This window comes from Collinsella phocaeensis, from assembly GCF_900119895.1.
In the GTDB taxonomy this organism is placed as follows: Bacteria; Actinomycetota; Coriobacteriia; order Coriobacteriales; family Coriobacteriaceae; genus Collinsella; species Collinsella phocaeensis.
This window is the reverse complement of record NZ_FQLR01000004.1, coordinates 609,401-625,648: the sequence shown is the minus strand read 5'-3', so window position 1 is coordinate 625,648 and position 16,248 is coordinate 609,401. Positions and strand designations below refer to the sequence as shown.

The window sequence follows — 16,248 nt, the reverse complement described above, 5'->3', positions numbered from 1 at the left end:
ATCCTTCGGGGCGCGCCCGCGACCGCGACCGCGAAGCTAGGCCAGGCCCAGCCCCGCGAGCTTCGCCTCGACCTCGCGGCGAAGCGGGATCGAGGGCGCCGCGCCGGGACGGGAGACGGCGATCGACGACGCCGCCGAGGCGACGAGCAGGGCGCGGCTCGGATCGGATCCCGCCGCGCGCTCGGCGAGGTAGTAGCCGGTGAACGTATCGCCGGCGGCGGTGGTGTCCACCGCATCGACCGCGAAGGCGGGCTGGAAGATCGGCTCGCCGCCCTTGCGGGCGTAGTACGCGCCGTCGGCACCCACCGTGAGAACGATCTCGGCATCCGGGAAGCGGTCGAGCATCGCGGCGAGCAGCTCGTCGGCGGCGCCGTCAATGCCGGCGATCGCCGCGGCCTCGCCCTCGTTCAGGATGAAGCAGTCGACGAGCTCGAGCGGGCATGCGAGCAGCGCGTCGTTGACCGGGGACGGGTTGAGGACGACCTTCATGCCGCGGGCATGGGCGCCCTCGATGGCATTGGAGACGCAGCTGGTCTCGTTCTGCAGCAGCACCCAGTCCTCCGGCTTGAAGGCGAGCAGCGTCGTATCGATGAGGCCCGCGCCGATGAGGCGGTTGGAGCCGCCGTGCAGGATGATGCAGTTATCGCCCTCGCTATCGCGCTGGATGATCGCGTGTCCGTTCGAATGGCCCTCGGCGGTCCCCACGCGGCTGACGTCGACACCGGACTCGAGCATGAGGTCGCGCAGGAAAGCGCCCTCGTCGCCGACCAGGCCGGCGTGCGCGACGTCCGCGCCGGCTCGGCCGAGCGCGATGGATTGGTTCAGGCCCTTGCCGCCCGCGAAGACGCTGCGGCGCGTGGAGGATATGGTCTGGCCCTTGCGGACGAAAGACTCGACATCGTAGACGTAGTCGATGTTAAGCGAGCCGATGTTGACGATCATCTACGCATCGACCCCCTGGTCGCGAACGAGGGACATGCGGAAGATCTCCGCGCAGTCCTCGCGCGTCAGGCGGCGGACCGAACCGATGGCGCGGTCGTCGCCGAAGAACTCGATCTTGTCGAGCATGGGTTCGATGCCCTCCTCGCCGACGCCGACCTCCTCGAGGCTGACAGGCATGCCGAGACCGGCGAAGAACCGCTCACACGCGTCGATGCCGGCAGAGCCCGTCGCATCGATATCCAGCGCCTCGTCGCGGACGTCGAACACCTTGCGGGCGAATCGGGCGAAGCGCTCGGGGTTGCTCGAGCGAACATAGCGCATCCAGGACGCCATGACGGCAGAGATGGTCTCGCCATGGGCGATGTCGTACAGAGCGCTCAGCTCGTTGGACAGCGCATGCGTCGACCAGTCTTGGTTGCGGCCCATACCCAGCGAGTTGTTCTGGGCGACCGTTGCCGCCCACATGATCTCGGAGCGCAGGACGTAATTGCCCAGGTTCTCCATGAGCTTCGGGCCGACCTCGACGATGGTGCGCAAGACGCCCTCGCTCATGCGATCGAGGATGCCGAAGTCGGCGTCGTCGGTGAAATAGCGCTCGCACACATGGCAGAACATGTCCACAAGGCCGCAGGCGGTCTGGCGCGCCGGAAGCGTGCAGGACAGCTCGGGATCCATGATGGCGACGGCGGGACGGACCACCGGATGGCTCACCAGGAGCTTGGCGTGCTCCGCCTCGTTGTTGACGACCACGACCTGGCTCGACTCGCTACCGGAGGCGGGGCAGGTGAGGACGGCGACGACCGGCAGGGTCGCCACGGGCTCGGCCTTGCCCAGGAACAGGTCCCACACGTCGCCGTCGTAGGCGGCGCCGAGGCCGATTGCCTTGGCGGAATCGATGGCGGAGCCGCCGCCCACGGCGACGACCGCCTCGAGGCCGTACTCGCGGCACAGCGCGATGCCCTCGTAGACGAGCTCGAGTCGGGGGTTGGGCTGCACGCCGCCGAGCTCGACGAACTCGACGCCGGCGGAGCGCAGGCTCTCGCGCAGGCGCTCGAGCAGCCCGCTCGCCTCGAGGTAGTCGCCCCCGTCGTAATGGAGGAGCACCTTGGAGGCGCCGAGGGCGCGGGCCTCGCTGCCGCAGCGTTCCTCGGCGGCATGGCCGAAGACGAATCGCGTGGCGATCTGGATATCAAAATCGTTGAGCATGAATCAATCTCCCAACAGTAGTTCTCTCAGTCCGGTCGATTCCTCGGCGACACGGTCCGGGTTCTCGGCGAGCAGGCGCTCGACGCTCCCGTCCCCGTAGGTGACGCCGATGCTCGCGATGCCCGCGGCGCGGGCCCCGGCGACGTCGCCCCACGAGTCGCCGACCATCGCGCAGCGCGCCGGATCGGCGCCCTGGCGCTCGATGGCGATGCGAATCATCTGCTCCTTGGTGAGCTCCGTCCCGTCCGGGCCGGAGTCGGCGCAGACCCATCCGTCGAAGAGCGGCGCCCAGCCCTTGATCGACAGCAGGCGCTCAAGGGCGCCCTGGGGCTTGTTGGTCACGATGCGGTTCGCGACGCCGCGCGCGCGGAGCTCGACGAGCAGCGATTTGATGCCCGGATAGAGCTCCGTGCGCGGATGGGCGCTGATCGACCGGTAGTGAACGCGAACGTCGCGTTCGAATCCCGCGAGGTCCGCGGAGTCGGGCGCGGGCAGGAGGCTCGCGAAGATCTCGGACATGGGGAGGGCGAGGTTCTCGTCATCGTCCTCGAATCCGAAGGGGAACCTCCTATCCCGCTTGGCAGCGGCATAGGCAAGGGATCCCCAGACGTCTCCGCTGGTGCTGGCGAGGGTGCCGTCGAAGTCCCACAGCACCATCGCCCCTCCCGGACGCCCCTGCGCGAGGACCATTAGGCGTAGTTCCCGAGTGTGGTGTACAGCAGGTCCATGAAGCGGTCGAAGTCGAGCTCGAGCGCGCCCTCGGCGTTGGTGCCCTCGCCGCGCAGGGTCATCTGCGGGTCGCGCTCGATGTCGACCTTGGGATCGACGCCGCGCAGGTGACGGTAGTCGCAGACGGTCATGCCGCGGGTCAGCGTGCCGTTGAGCTCAACGTCGATGTGCATGGGGGCGGCCACGATCAGGGACGGGTCGATGATCCAAGCGACGGCGCAGGCGTCGTGCATGCACGCGATCGGGGGCTCGCCCAGGGCGATGTCCTGCTGGATGAAGAAGTCGGTGAGGTCGGCGGCGAAGTTAGCGGCCTTGGTGCCGATCTCGCGGAACTTCTCCATGTGGGGAATGCCGATACAGCACTGACGGGTCAAGTTGATGCCGGTCATCTTGACGTGCGCGCCGCAATTGAAGACGCGGTAGGCGGCCTCGGGGTCGACGTAGATGTTGAACTCGGCGGCGGGCGTCCAGTTGCCGAAGGTCACGGAACCGCCCATGATGCAGATCTCGCTCACGCGCTCGGCGATGCGCGGCTCGCGGTTGAGCGCGGCGGCGATGTTGGTCAGCGGGCCGGTGGCGATGATGGTCACGTCGTCGTTGCTCATCACGGTGTCGACGATGAAGTCGACAGCGTGCTGGTCGCGCGGAGCATGGGTGGGCTCGGGAAGCACCGGGCCGTCGAGGCCGGTCTCGCCATGGAACTGCGGGGCGGTCACCAGCGGCACGGCAAGCGGGCAGCTATGTCCGGGATAGACGCCGATCTCGTCGGCCTTGCCGAGGACCTCGAGGGTCTTGATGGCGTTGCGGGTGACGTTCTCGAGCGTGCAGTTACCGCCGAGGGTGGTGATGCCCAGGACGTCCAGGTGCTGGACGGCGAGCATGATACCGAACGCGTCGTCGTGTCCGGGGTCGCAGTCGAGAATGACCTTCTTCTTCTCCATGATGTAGCCTTTCTTGCTTAGTTGAACGAATCGATGAACTCCGCGAGCTCATCGGGCGTCGGAGTGTTGCGCGCGCCCTGGCGCGCGACGGTGTAACCAGAGACGGCGTTGCCCTTCTCGAGGGCTTCCTGGAGGGACCCGCCCTCCAGCAGCGTGGCGATGAAGCCGGCGTTGTACACGTCGCCGGCGCCGATGGTGTCCTCGACCTCAACCTTGAAGGCCGGGGCCTCGAAGACGTCGGTGCCGCTGATGGCGACCGAGCCGTTGGCACCGTCGCGCACGACCACGACGCGACCGTCGACGGCGAGCGCGCGGGCGTTCTCGCGCCAGGTGCCCTCGCCGAGGTAGGCGAACTCCTCCGGACCGGAACCGAGCAGGTAGTCCACGTAGGGCATGACGGCCTCGAGGGCGCGCGCGAACTCGGGGTCGAGCACGCCGTCGTCGACGCGGAGGTTCAAGTCGAGCGAGGTCGGGACCCCGGCCTCGCGCGCCTCGCGGTACATGCGCGTGATCGTGGAGCGGGCGGAGGTGTCGTACACCAGCGACATGCCCGAGGAGTGGAACCAGTCGGCGGAGCGCAGGGCCTCGAAGTCGACGCGGTCCTCGTCGATCACCTTGAAGGACTGCTTCTCGCGGGGCCAGCCCCACAGGTAGCGCTCGCCCGCCTCGTCGACGAAGGCGAACACGCCGACGGTGTTGAGCTCGCGGTCGCACACGAGCCCGGAGACGTCGACGCCGCGCTCGGCGAGGTCGCGGGAGGCGAAGGCGCCGTAGGGGTCGTCTCCGACCGTTCCGACGAAGAGGACGTCGAGTCCGAGCCGGGCCGCGGCCGCGGCGGTGTTGGAAGACGTTCCGCCGCCGACGACCTCGGGGTTGGGCCAGATGGTGGCGCCGTTCTCGCCCGCGCCGAGGCGGGGGAACTGGACCACAATGTCAACGTTGGCGTCACCCGCGACGACGACTCTAGGCATTCCTGGCCGCCTCGCAGAACGCGATGACCTTGGCCTCATCCTTGCAGTGCAGGGTGTTGGCGCGCTCGTCGTCGTAGTTGGTATGGGTGTAGGAGTCGACACCGTAGGGCTTGGTCTCATGGATCGCCTCGGTGACGTTGTGCTCGTCAAGACCGCCGGCGATGATGCAGCGGACGTCGGTCGCAGCGACGATCGCGGCGTCGATGGCGCGGTCATGGGTGAGCCCGGTGGCACCGATGTCACCGGCGGTGGGGGCCTTGGTGTCGATCAGGAAGAAATCAGATACGGGCTCGTAGGCGCGAACGTAGTCCATAACGGGCTGCTCATCGAGGGGAACGCCGGCGAGAACGGGGATGGCCTGCATGATCTCGAGGCCGGGGAAGCGGCGTTTGAGCTCGGCGACCTGCTCGGGGGAGATGCCATCGATGTCGCCGGAGAGATGAAGGACGTCGGGCATGGCGGCGCGGAGGTCCTCGGAGATCTCATCGATGTCGGTCGAGCAGGTCAGGCCGATGCGGACGGCCTCGGGCTGCACGCCCTCGAAGATCTCCTTTGCCTGCTCGCAGCTCAGCTGGCCAGGCGTGTGGTTGATGTGACCATAGGAGACACCGATGTGCTTGGCGCCGTGGCCGACGACCATCCTGGCGTCCTCGACGGTGCGGATACCGTAGATCTGAACAATGACGTCGCTCATCTATGAGCTCCTTTCTGCTTTGACGCCCTCGATGAGGGAGTCAACATCGAACACGACTTTATTCATGCCGGCCGCGGACGCGACGCGCGTCACGGGGGCGGGAATGACGTAGGACTGCTTGAGCAGCTCGGGCTGGGAGAAGACCTCCTCGACCGAGCCCTCGACGAGCACCCTGCCGTGGCACATGACCACGACGCGCTCGAAGCACTTGCACACGAACTTGACGTCGTGCGAGATGGTGATGCACAGGCGCCCGGACTTGCGCAGCGCGCGGATGATGCGCTCGAGGCGGGCGTTGCCGGCGAGGTCCTGGCCGCAGGTCGGCTCGTCGAAGATGACGACCTCGGGCTTCATGGTGAGGACCGAGCCGATGGCGCAGAACTTCTTCTCCGCGGGCGTCAGGTCAGCGGGGTTCACGTCGAGCTTGCGGGAGAGGCCGACGAGCTTCGCCACGCGCTCGACGCGCTTGGCGATCGCCGCCTCGCTCACGCCGAGCTGACGGGGACCGAACTCGAGCTCATGGCGCACACTCTCCAAGAACAGCTGGTTGTCGGGGTTCTGGAACACGTAACCCACGTGCGCGGACCACTGGGCGCAGCTGCGCTCGTTGATGTCGTGGCCGTCGAGCAGCACCTGGCCGGACGTGGGGCGCAGGATGCCGTCGAAGTGCTTGACGAGGGTTGTCTTGCCGGCGCCGTTCTGGCCGATGATGGCGACGGGGGCCGTGCCGTCCAGCGTGAGGTTCACGCCGTCCAGGGCGCGCATGCCCGGCAGGTACTCGTGGACCAGGTCCTTGATCTCTATCTTCATCGTCCCAACGCCTTTCCAACGCGCTCCGCGCAGGCGCCCTCGGTGAGGGTCACCGGGCCGCTCGCAAGACCTTCATCCTCTAGGGTGCGCGAGATGCGCACGTAATCCGGGATATCGACGCCGTGCTCCTCCAGAGCGGGGTCGCCGAAGACCTCCTCGGGGGTGCCGAACGCGACCTGGTTGCCGCGGCTGAGCGCAAGCACATGGTCGGCGCAGCGGGCGACGCGCTCCATGTCGTGATCGACCATGACGACGGTCATGCCGTCCTCGTTGAGCTTCTTGACGATGTCGAAGATCTCCTCGCTGCCCAGCGGGTCGAGCTGCGTGGTGCACTCGTCCAGCACCAGGACGCGGGGGTTCATGATCAGCGTGGAGCCCAGCGCGACGCGCTGGATCTGGCCGCCGGAGAGCTCCAGCGGGTTGCGGTCGAGCAGGCCCTCAAGGTGGAGCGGGCCCGCGATCTGCTCGATGCGGCGGACCATCTCGTCACGCGGGACACCGTGGTTGCCCAGGCCGTAGGCAAGCTCCTCCGCCACGGTGCCGGCGGTGTAGGAGAGCTGGTTGAACGGGTTTTGGAACACGAAGCCGACGTTGCACGAGATCTGGGCGATCGTCTGGTCGGCCACCTTCTGCCCGAGGACGCGGACGCTGCCGCGACCCTTGCCGTTGAAGTGGTGCGGGACCAGGCCCACCAACGCGTTGCACAGCGTCGACTTGCCCGAGCCGTTGGGGCCGACGACGCACAGGAAGCCGCCCTCGGGCACCTCGAAGTCCAGATGGCGCACCGCGCAGCGCTTGGCATCGCGGTAGCGGAAGGAGAAGTCATCGACCTTGATGATGGAATCCACGAGCAAACCCCCTTACAGTGGCAGCACGCCGGCAACGCTCGCGATGCGGGCGGCGACGGAAAGTACCAGGACGACGGCGCTCGCGATGACCAGCGGCTTGTCGGCCGTCGCATGGCGGACGACGACGTAGCTGGTGTGGGCGCGCTCGTTGAGATGGAAACCATGGGTCTCCAGCATCATCGAGCGCTCCTCGGCGTCGGCGAGCGAGGACATGACCACGGGGCCGAGCAGCGGCACGGTGGCGCGGACGCGGGAGATGATGTCGCCGCCCATGTCCAGGCCGCGGGCGACCTGGGCCTCCTGGATGGTCGCCATGCGGCGCTTCATCTGGGGAACCACGTTCAAACTCGCGAGCACGAGGTAGCCGGCCTTGGGCGGCAGGCCGCGCTCGGTAAGGTCGGCGACGAGCTCGCCGGTGTAGGTCGTGCGGTTCATGAGGTAGAAGCCGCCGAGGAAGGTCAGGAGCGTAACGACCGTGGAGAGGGCGTACAATGTGCCCTCGAGCCCGAGTCGGGCAAAGCCAAGATCGGCGATCACGGTCACGTTCTGCGGGCTGTAGCAGCCCTGGATAAGCAAGAGCATCAAGGTCACCGGGATGCCGAAGCCGATCATCAACTTTGCGAACGGCCTGAAGTATCCCATGGCGGCAGCGAGGGCGAACAGGGCGACGACGATGAGCGCGCCGAGGATCGGGCTAGGAAACACGATGGATGCCAGGCCGAGCACGAGCACGCTGGCTACCTTGGCGGTCGGATTGAGGGCGACGAGCCAGGCGTCGCGGGCGGTATCATCGGCGACGGGACGCTGTGACATCCTGCTCTCCCTTCTCCTCTTGTCGATGCATCTACGATGCGGTCTGCCTGATACAAGCGGAGGGGCTCTCGCCCCTCCGCCAAAGGGGGTGGCACGGGACGCGCTAAAGGTCCTCGTCGTCGAAACCGAGGTCGAGATCCTCATCCTCGTCGTCGAAATCGAGATCATCGTCCTCGAGTTTGTCGTCGAGCTCATCGCGGCCAGGGCCCACGGGGGCCTCGCCATCGGCGATGCCGGCCATCGCGTACTGGCTCACGAGGCGGCGCGGGATCTTGCGCCAGATGGTGTAAGCGATGAGAACCGAGATGCCCTTGTCGAGCAGGTTCTCGAGAATCGCAGAGGAGAACACCGAAAGCAGCACGTCCTGCAGGGCGACAACGAACGCCGCGGTGACGACTGACGTGCCGTTGATACCGGTCGCGCCGCCAAAGACGAAGGAAGTGATAAGGGAGGCAGAAACCGCGTTGACCAGCGTGACGGCGAGCCAGACGGCAACGATGCCGGACTTCTTGTTGAAGAAGCCCGCGCGAGCCATGTAGCCGGCGGTGAGGCCGACGAGCACGCTCACGATGGCGTACGGGAAGTTGACCGGGTTGGCGACGATGGCCAAGAAGACGTTGGTCAGGAGGCCGGTGAGCGCAGCGACCCAGGGGCCGGACAGGCAGGCGACGACAAGGGTGCCGATAGTGTCCAGAAACAAGGGGAGCTTGAGCATGGAGCACAGCGTTCCACCGATGAGGTTGATGCCCACCGCGATGGGAATGAGCACGAGGGACTTAGTCGAAAACTGATCTTTGAGCTTCTGCGCAAAGGAGGCCTTTTCCGACACGATGTTCTCCTCTCAAGGTTGCCCTACCGTATGCAAGTCGTATGCGTTTCGTTAGGAAAGTATTTTCCTAATTCGTTTTCCTAAGCGAATATTAACACTGGCTAAACAGTTGCCGCAAACCGTCGGCAAACGGTCAGTCTTTGCCCGTAAGCGGATTCCGGATATGGTTGGGTACTATAGGACGCACCTAACACGCCAGCACCGCACGAGGAGACCAGATGGATATCAGCGATATCGCCAAACTCGCCGGGGTATCCCCCTCCACGGTTTCGAAAGTCATAAACCATAAAGACAGCAGCATCAGCGACGCCACACGGGAGCGCGTGCTCAAGATCGTCCGCGAGTACCACTACTCGCCTTATTCACGATCGCGCGCCACCAAAGACTGGCTCATCGGCGTCGTATTTCGCTCGCCCATCTCCCTAGACTCCACCCTCGACGGCATCCTCAACGTCGCCCAGCGAGCCGGCTATGCCCCCCTCGTCCTCAACAGCAACCTCGATCTCGAACAAGAGCGCAAGAACCTCGAAGCCCTCAAGAGCACGGGTGCCGCCGGCGTGATCTGGGAACCGGTCAATGGGGAAAGCCTCTCATACCGGGGTATCCTCGACGCATCGGGCGCGAAGGTCGTGACCATCGGGGCAAACGGGGGCGACCTCTCCCTGTTGATCCCCTACGAAAAGGCGACGTACGAGATCACCGCCGAACTCATCGGGCGCGATCACTGCCGCATCGGCTGCCTTGTAACCGAAGGACGACGCACGCCCGATTTCATCCAGGGGTTCAAGCGCTGCCTCTTCGAACACGGCATGGCGTTCACCGAATCGCTCATCCACACAGAGGTCAGCGCCGACCTTCTTGGCAAGATCGGCAGCGGCGAGCTCACGGGCATTGTCTGCTCGCATTACCAAATGGCCAAGAAGCTTCACGAGCGCCTGGCGACGCTGCACTACCATACGCCCGATGACGTCTCCATCGTCTCCCTGCGCAACGACTCTGGCACCTCCTGGATCGACGACCCCGGCGACGCCATCTCGACCTACACGATCAAAAATTCCGATTTCGGGCGCCTCGCATGCGAGCGCCTCATCGGAAAGATGACCGGGAAGCCCGCAGCCGGTGACCATTTCGATGGACTGAAGCTGAACAACACGAACTCCCTCGGCAATCCGCCGACCAGCCGGTCGAAGCACGCCGTCGTCGTCGGGAGCATCAACATCGACACGCGCCTCTCCGTCCCGACGCTCCCCGACGAGGGCAAGACGGTCACCACCGACCGCTCCCTCGTCTACCCCGGCGGCAAAGGCACGAACCAGGCAGCTGGGCTCGCAAAGCTCGGCCACCGCGTCGCCCTCGTCGGAGATGTCGGCGCGGACGCCTCTTCCGATGTCGTGTATCGAACGCTCGAGCACTGGGAGGTCGACACCACCGGCGTGTACCGCAAGGCGGATGTGGAGACCGGCAAGGCATACATCTTCGTAGATCCCGAGGGCCAGTCCATGATCACCGTCCTGTCCGGCGCGAACGCCTTTCTCAGTGCAGACGACCTCGCCGCACGCGAGCAGCTGTTCGAAGGCGCCCAGTACTGCCTCGTCCAAACTGAAATCCCCCTCGACGCCGTGCTCGCAGCGCTCCGCACTGCCCGGCACCACGGCGCGAAGACGATCCTCAAGCCGGCGGCATGCGACGTGCTGCCTGACGAGATCCTGCAGAGAGTGGACATCCTCGTTCCCAACCTGCCCGAGCTAAACACCATAGTCCCCGGGCCAGGCACGATCGAAGAGCGAGCGGCCCAGCTCGCCGAGCGATGCGGTGGCACCGTGATCGTCACGCTCGGTGCGGGCGGATGCTACCTGCACAGCCCAGAGCTCCGCCGCCACTTCCCCGCCGCCGACTTCGATGCCGTCGACACGACCGGTGCGAGCGACGCTTTCATCAGCGCGCTTGCGGCGCGCCTCATGTCTGGCGACAACCTGGTGCGCGCCATCGAGCTCGCCAACTACGCGGCGGGCTACAGCACCACTCGCCAGGGAGTTGCGCAGGCGCTCATCGACCGCTTCGGCCTGGAGTGCGCGAACGCGTAGCGCGGAGGGAGGGCGGCGTCATCGCCGCTGTCGATCCGTGCCCGTCCGCGCAGCGGGCGCCTTTCCGCAGACCCACTTCCACTAGCGGTCCTCCCAGGGCGTGATGACGAGCTTGAGGCAGCCGTCCTCGTGGGCCTCGAACGCGCGGTAGGCCTCCACGATGTCGTTGAGCGGATAGCGGCCCGAGATGAGGCAGCTCGTATCGATGCGCCCCTCCTGCACCAGGCGCATGGTCTCGCCCATGTTGCAGGCGTCCACGCCGCCGGTTTTGAAGACGAGGTTCTTGCCGTACATCTGGTGCAGTGGCAGCGTCTGCGGGCCCTCGTACATGGCGGAGAGCACCACCACGCCGTGCGGCCGGGCGATGCGCCAGGCCATCTCGAAGGTGTTGGAGCCGCCGGCGGCCTCGATCACGCTGTCGGCACCGCGATTGTGAGAGAGCTCGCGCACGGCGGCCTCGACGGCGGCAAGGTCCATATCGCGGGCGTTGATCGCAGCGTCTGCCAAGCCGCGCTCGCGGGCGAGGGAGAGGCGTTGCGGGTCGATGTCGATCGCGATGATGCGGGCGGGGTTGTGCAGACGGGCGCACATCATGGTGGTGAGGCCGACCGGTCCGGCGCCGATCACGGCGACCGTGGAGCCGGGCTCGATCTGGGCGATCTGGGCGCCCCAGTGGCCCGTGGCCACTATGTCACCCAGAAAGAGGGCGTCCTCGTCGGTCACGTCCGCGGGGATGGGCGCGCAGGTGCGGTCCGCCTGGGGAACGCGGACGAGCTCCGCCTGGCAGCCGTCCGCGCAGCAGCCGAGCTCCCAACCGCCCTCGATGCAGTTGTTCACCCAGCCGCGCTCGCAGTAGAAGCACTCGCCGCAGAAGGTCTCGCAGCTCACGGCCACGCGATCGCCGGGATGGAGGACGCGCACGCCCTCCCCCACCTGCTCGACGACGCCCACGAACTCGTGGCCGAGCACCGTGTCGGGCGTGGCGCGCGGCACGGCACCGTGGATGATGTGCAGGTCGCTCGTGCAGATGGTCGAGCGTGTGACGCGGACGATGGCGTCGGTTGGAGATTGCAGCTGCGGCTCCGGGCGATCCTCGAGCGCGATATGTCCGTTGCCGTCGTGTACCAGGGCTTTCATGGGGTTCTCCTTATCGCTTGTTCGCCCGCAATGATACGCGATTCGGGAGCCTCGTGACATGCCGCCGGCAACGTCCGCCTGCAGGTTTCGTCCTTTAAAATGTTGGACTTCACATTTTTAAGAGGCGAATCCTCACTCCGAGTGCAACAGGATATTACGAGGTAGCCGCCCAGGCACGACCCATGATGATGCTTGCGGAGACATGCATCATTGGAGGCACCATGGACGGCTACAGCCATCTTAGCATCGCGGAGCGCGAGGACATCATGGTCCGCTGGAAGGGCCATGAGGGGGTCAGCCAGATAGCGAGGGAGCTCCACAGGGACAAGTCGACCATATCCCGCGAGATCAGGCGGAACGGCTGGCAGGGCCCTGCAGGGCGCCGCTACCGCGCGTCTACGGCACAGAGGAAGGCGGGCAGGAGGAGGCTGCGCTGCAGGCGCCCCAGGCCCATGGACGAGCCCGAGAGGCGCTCGCTGGTCGTGAGGCTCATGCGGGACGAGCACTGGTCCCCGGAGGAGATATCGGGCCGCATCTCGGAGGAGCGGCCCGACCTCGCCGTGAGCGATTCCGCCATCTACCGTGCCGTGGAGTCGGGATCCCTGGACTGCGGGCTTCCGGGGCACAGGAAGGCCGCAAGGCTGCTCAGGCACCATGGAAAGCGCAGGCACAGGAAGGGAAGCCAGGAGCGCAGGGGCAAGGTGCGCATAACCCATGACATCTCCGAGAGGCCGGAAGAGGCATCGTCCAGGAGCCGGACAGGCGACTGGGAAGGCGATACGGTCGCCGGCAGGCAGGGCGGTGCATGCCTCGTCACCCAGGTCGACAGGATGAGCGGATACCTTGTCGGCGGCAAGGCCGCCAGGAAGGCCCATGCCGAGGTCAACGAGGCCACGGAGAGGGCGCTCGAGGGAGAGGCCGTCCATACCGTCACTCTCGACAGGGGCAAGGAGTTCTCGGATGCAGAGGGCCTCCAGGAGGCGCTGGGAGCGCCGGTCTACTTCTGCCATCCCCACCATCCATGGGAGCGGGGCACCAACGAGAACACCAATGGCCTTCTCAGGGACTGGTTCCCGAAGGGCGAGAGCCTCGACGATGTCAGCGACAGCGAGGTGCGGGAGGTATACGATTCACTCAACCGGAGACCACGCAAGCGTCTCAAGTGGAAGTGCCCCTGGGAGGTCTACCACCGCCAGTCGTTGCACTTGCTCTAAGGATTCGCCGACGTAAAAGTGTTGAGTTCAACATTTTTCAGGACGAAAGACCCGTCTGCCAGCTTTGGGCAAGGCTACCGCGGTCTAGAGTGCAATAGCTATTGCACAATTCGGCGTGCAACCTACAGCCTGATAGCCATGCGCCCCGACTCGCCTATGTGCCTGAAGCCGAAACGGGTATAGAACGCCGCGGCCGAATCGTCCGCGGGATCAACCACAAGCGCCCGTGCGCTGGCAATCGCCGCCACCTTGGAGGCGTTGATGATTGCATCGCGTAGAAGGGCGGCGCCAAGACCCATGCCCTTGAAGTCGTCGTCCACGCCCAGCATCCCCAGAAGCACGGCGGGGACCTGGGAGGGGGCGTTGCGGGCGAGCCATCCTCCACCGACGGCGGACCGCATAACAGAATGCGTGCTCAGCGTATAGAAGCCCACCACGCGCCCGGCGCAGCGCGACACGTAAACCACGGCCGTGCCCCGAGCGCGGGCGGTTGCGGCATGGCGCGTGGCCCACGAGTCAACGATTTCGACGCTGCAATGGAAGCCCTCTATACCCTCCCCCGCCGCGAGCTGGACGGGCCGGGAGAAGCTAGCCGTCATACCCAGATCTCCTCACGGGCAAGAAGCTCGCGAGTCGACTCCGGTAGCGGAGCGTCGAGCATCGAGCAGAACTCCTCGAACGCTGGCCCCGTGAGCCGCGTAAGACGTGCGGCCTCTATATCTGCCGCCGCCGCCTCATCGAGCTTGGAGGTCGACCACTGCGTGAGCGTCTGACCCTTGAGAGCCGCCGCCTCCTCATAACTGGCCCGTTGGGAGCCCGTGAGCCTCAGGTCCATCCTGCAAGGCTTTTCCAAAGCAGGCGTTGCCATGTCGTCCTCCTCTTGCGGAGTAGCTTGTGTACGGAATTACTACGTACAAGTATAAGGACAGAGGGCGAATTCGTCCAGGTGACACCATGGTCTCGTAGCGCCCAAACCAGAAGCGGTCCTCACGGGCGAATGGAACCGTGATTGCCCCGTGACGGCGCCGTACTGCGGGATAACGGCAAAAGCGAATGAGAAATCAGGGCACACACGACGGCGAGCTAACGTCCCTCATTAATCTTCCAAGAGCCCAGCATCCTTTGTTTGATGCTCCGTTTGATAGAATTGCTGCAACGCCGCAAGGCCCAGATGCACTCCTCGCGCCGATAGCGCAGGTATGCTTGATCCTGGCTCTAATCGGATTTGAACGGACGTGCTGCATATGCCGACATTGAACTGGATGGGCAAGGAAAAGGTCGCCAACCACCACCGGGACGTCCCCTTCCGCGTGCTCGAACGGGTACCCGAGAAGGGCGTGCTGGACAGCCGCGGCTCCGACTGCGGAAACATGATCATCCACGGCGACAACCTCGAGGCGTTGAAAGCCCTGATGCCGGAGTACGAGGGGAAAGTCGACTGCATCTACATCGATCCGCCGTACAACACCGGCAACGAGGGCTGGGTCTACAACGACAACGTGAACGACCCGCGCATCAGGAAATGGCTCGGCCAGGTCGTGGGCAAGGAGGGCGAGGACTTCTCCCGCCACGACAAATGGCTGTGCATGATGTACCCGCGCCTCCAGCTCCTGCGCAAGCTGCTCGCGCCGACCGGCGCGATCTTCATCAGCATCGACGATAACGAGTATGCCAATCTCAAAATAATGTGCGACGAGATCTTCGGAGCCCCCTGCTTTGCCGCTGACATATCCTGGCAGCGGACCTACTCGACGAGAAACGACTCCAAGGGAATCCCGGCTGAGGTCGAGCATCTCCTCGCATACGGGAAACAGGCCGGATGGCAGCCAAGGAAGCTGCCTCGCACCGCGGAGATGGATTCGAAGTACAAGAACCCGGATAACGACATCACGCCTTGGACGAGCAGCGATGCATTCGCACCCGGCGCCGCAACGCACCAGGGCATGGTCTACGCGATACAGCACCCATTCACCGGTGAGCTGCTCTACCCTTACAACGGCTCCTGTTGGCGCTATCAGCAGGACCAGATGCTCGAATACATGAACGGCTGGTGTCCCTACGAGCTCGTCGACATCGATGACGCCGGGCGCAGGGCAGAGGTCTGCGGGCTGCAGGGCGGCGAGGTGCGCGCGGACGTGAAGGCGATCATGCTTGCCCAGCCGATTGACGAATCCAGGCGCATCGCCCAACACGTTCAGGACACTGGACCGTGGCCGAGACTCTACTTCACCCGTAATGGAAAAGGTGGCATTCGACGCAAGACTTACCTCGATAGCGTCGGGGGTCGCCTACCCACCAACTTCTGGCCGCACGCCGAGGTCGGACACACTGACGAAGCGAAGAAGGAGCTCAAGGCGATTTTCGGCGGAAAGGCCCCGTTCGACACGCCTAAACCAACGCGCTTTATTGAACGCGTCCTGCAGGTCGCGGCGGGCGATGACGCCCTCGTCCTCGACTCCTTCGCCGGATCGGGCACGACGGCCCACGCCGCGATGCGCTTGAACCAGGGAGACGGCGGAAACCGCCGGTACGTCCTCATCGAGCTCAGCGACTACGCCGACACGGTCACCGCCGAGCGCGTGCGCCGCGTCATCTCCGGCTACGGCGAGGGCAAGAACGCCGTGGCCGGCATCGATTCGGGCTTCTCCTACTACGAGCTCGGCCCCGCTCTGTTCGACGTGGAGGAGCCTCCGATCGCAAGCAGGTCCGCCTCCCCGATGATCTCCCTCAACGCGGACGCGCCCGCCGATGCCGTGCGCCGCTACGTCTGGCACACCGAGACGCGCGCCGAGTACGTCGACCGCACCGGGGAGTGCCCGTGGCTGCTCGGCGAGCACGCTCAGGCAGCCTACTACCTCGTGTACGTCCCCGGCGAGGAGACGGTGCTCGACTACGACCTGCTCAGGGGATTCCCCGTCAAGGGGTCGCCCACCGTGGTCTACGCGAACCGGTGCGCGCTCTCGCCCAACCAGCTCGAGGCGGCGGGCGTCGCGTTCAAGCAGATCCCATCCCAGATTGCGAGGATGTAGC

Annotated in this window: 16 protein-coding genes; 3 read left to right on the top strand and 13 right to left on the bottom strand. The window is 65.4% G+C overall.

The features are described from left to right. Positions 1–36 precede the first annotated feature (36 nt). The 10 genes from BQ7355_RS04770 to BQ7355_RS04725 form a co-directional block, all read right to left on the bottom strand. A complete protein-coding gene (locus BQ7355_RS04770; protein WP_072415165.1) occupies positions 37–942 on the bottom strand; it encodes a ribokinase in 906 nt (301 codons plus the stop codon). After that, a complete protein-coding gene (locus tag BQ7355_RS04765) occupies positions 943–2,148 on the bottom strand; it encodes an iron-containing alcohol dehydrogenase (protein WP_072415164.1) in 1,206 nt (401 codons plus the stop codon). It lies immediately after the preceding gene. Between the two features lie 3 nt (positions 2,149–2,151). Next, complete coding sequence (locus BQ7355_RS04760; protein ID WP_072415163.1) at positions 2,152–2,805, bottom strand: HAD family hydrolase; 654 nt, start codon at positions 2,803–2,805, stop codon at positions 2,152–2,154. Between the two features lie 32 nt (positions 2,806–2,837). Further along, a complete protein-coding gene (locus BQ7355_RS04755) occupies positions 2,838–3,818 on the bottom strand; it encodes a nucleoside hydrolase (protein ID WP_072415162.1) in 981 nt (326 codons plus the stop codon). 17 nt (positions 3,819–3,835) lie between these two features. Next, positions 3,836–4,789 carry a carbohydrate kinase family protein gene (locus BQ7355_RS04750; RefSeq protein WP_072415161.1) on the bottom strand — a complete coding sequence of 318 codons (954 nt, stop codon included), beginning with the start codon at positions 4,787–4,789 and terminating at the stop codon, positions 3,836–3,838. Further along, the gene (locus tag BQ7355_RS04745; protein ID WP_072415160.1) at positions 4,782–5,483 is read right to left on the bottom strand and encodes a phosphoribosylanthranilate isomerase; all 702 of its coding nucleotides are present in this window, start codon (positions 5,481–5,483) and stop codon (positions 4,782–4,784) included. Before BQ7355_RS04745 ends, BQ7355_RS04750 begins: the two co-directional genes overlap by 8 nt. Beyond that, entirely contained in the window at positions 5,484–6,293 is an 810-nt protein-coding gene (locus BQ7355_RS04740) for an energy-coupling factor ABC transporter ATP-binding protein (RefSeq protein WP_072415159.1), read from the bottom strand. After that, complete coding sequence (locus BQ7355_RS04735) at positions 6,290–7,141, bottom strand: energy-coupling factor ABC transporter ATP-binding protein (protein WP_072415158.1); 852 nt, start codon at positions 7,139–7,141, stop codon at positions 6,290–6,292. Before BQ7355_RS04735 ends, BQ7355_RS04740 begins: the two co-directional genes overlap by 4 nt. Before the next feature lie 12 nt (positions 7,142–7,153). Continuing rightward, positions 7,154–7,954 (bottom strand): energy-coupling factor transporter transmembrane component T, encoded by an 801-nt coding sequence (locus BQ7355_RS04730; protein WP_072415157.1) that lies wholly within the window; start codon positions 7,952–7,954, stop codon positions 7,154–7,156. 103 nt (positions 7,955–8,057) lie between these two features. Beyond that, on the bottom strand, positions 8,058–8,783 hold the full coding sequence (locus tag BQ7355_RS04725) for an ECF transporter S component (protein ID WP_072415156.1): 726 nt from the start codon (positions 8,781–8,783) through the stop codon (positions 8,058–8,060). Positions 8,784–9,001: 218 nt separating this feature from the next. Here BQ7355_RS04725 and BQ7355_RS04720 point away from each other — a divergent pair, with 218 nt between their 5' ends. Next, entirely contained in the window at positions 9,002–10,867 is a 1,866-nt protein-coding gene (locus tag BQ7355_RS04720) for a PfkB family carbohydrate kinase (RefSeq protein WP_072415155.1), read from the top strand. An 81-nt stretch (positions 10,868–10,948) separates the two neighbouring features. Here BQ7355_RS04720 and BQ7355_RS04715 read toward each other — a convergent pair whose 3' ends face one another. Beyond that, positions 10,949–12,004 (bottom strand): alcohol dehydrogenase, encoded by a 1,056-nt coding sequence (locus BQ7355_RS04715; protein ID WP_072415154.1) that lies wholly within the window; start codon positions 12,002–12,004, stop codon positions 10,949–10,951. 221 nt (positions 12,005–12,225) lie between these two features. Between BQ7355_RS04715 and BQ7355_RS04710 the strand changes: the two genes are divergently transcribed. After that, positions 12,226–13,218, top strand: coding sequence for an IS30 family transposase (locus BQ7355_RS04710; protein WP_072415900.1), 993 nt, complete (start codon positions 12,226–12,228; stop codon positions 13,216–13,218). A gap of 122 nt (positions 13,219–13,340) precedes the next feature. Here BQ7355_RS04710 and BQ7355_RS04705 read toward each other — a convergent pair whose 3' ends face one another. Both BQ7355_RS04705 and BQ7355_RS04700 read right to left on the bottom strand, forming a co-directional pair. After that, positions 13,341–13,817 carry a GNAT family N-acetyltransferase gene (locus BQ7355_RS04705; RefSeq protein ID WP_072415153.1) on the bottom strand — a complete coding sequence of 159 codons (477 nt, stop codon included), beginning with the start codon at positions 13,815–13,817 and terminating at the stop codon, positions 13,341–13,343. Continuing rightward, positions 13,814–14,086: a type II toxin -antitoxin system TacA 1-like antitoxin gene (locus BQ7355_RS04700; protein ID WP_072415152.1), complete on the bottom strand. Its 273-nt coding sequence runs from the start codon at positions 14,084–14,086 to the stop codon at positions 13,814–13,816. The genes BQ7355_RS04705 and BQ7355_RS04700 overlap by 4 nt, the downstream gene beginning before the upstream one ends. 376 nt (positions 14,087–14,462) lie before the next feature. On the opposite strand from BQ7355_RS04700, the gene BQ7355_RS04695 reads away from it, so the two are divergent. Next, entirely contained in the window at positions 14,463–16,247 is a 1,785-nt protein-coding gene (locus BQ7355_RS04695; RefSeq protein ID WP_072415151.1) for a site-specific DNA-methyltransferase, read from the top strand. The last annotated feature ends 1 nt before the right edge of the window (position 16,248 follow it).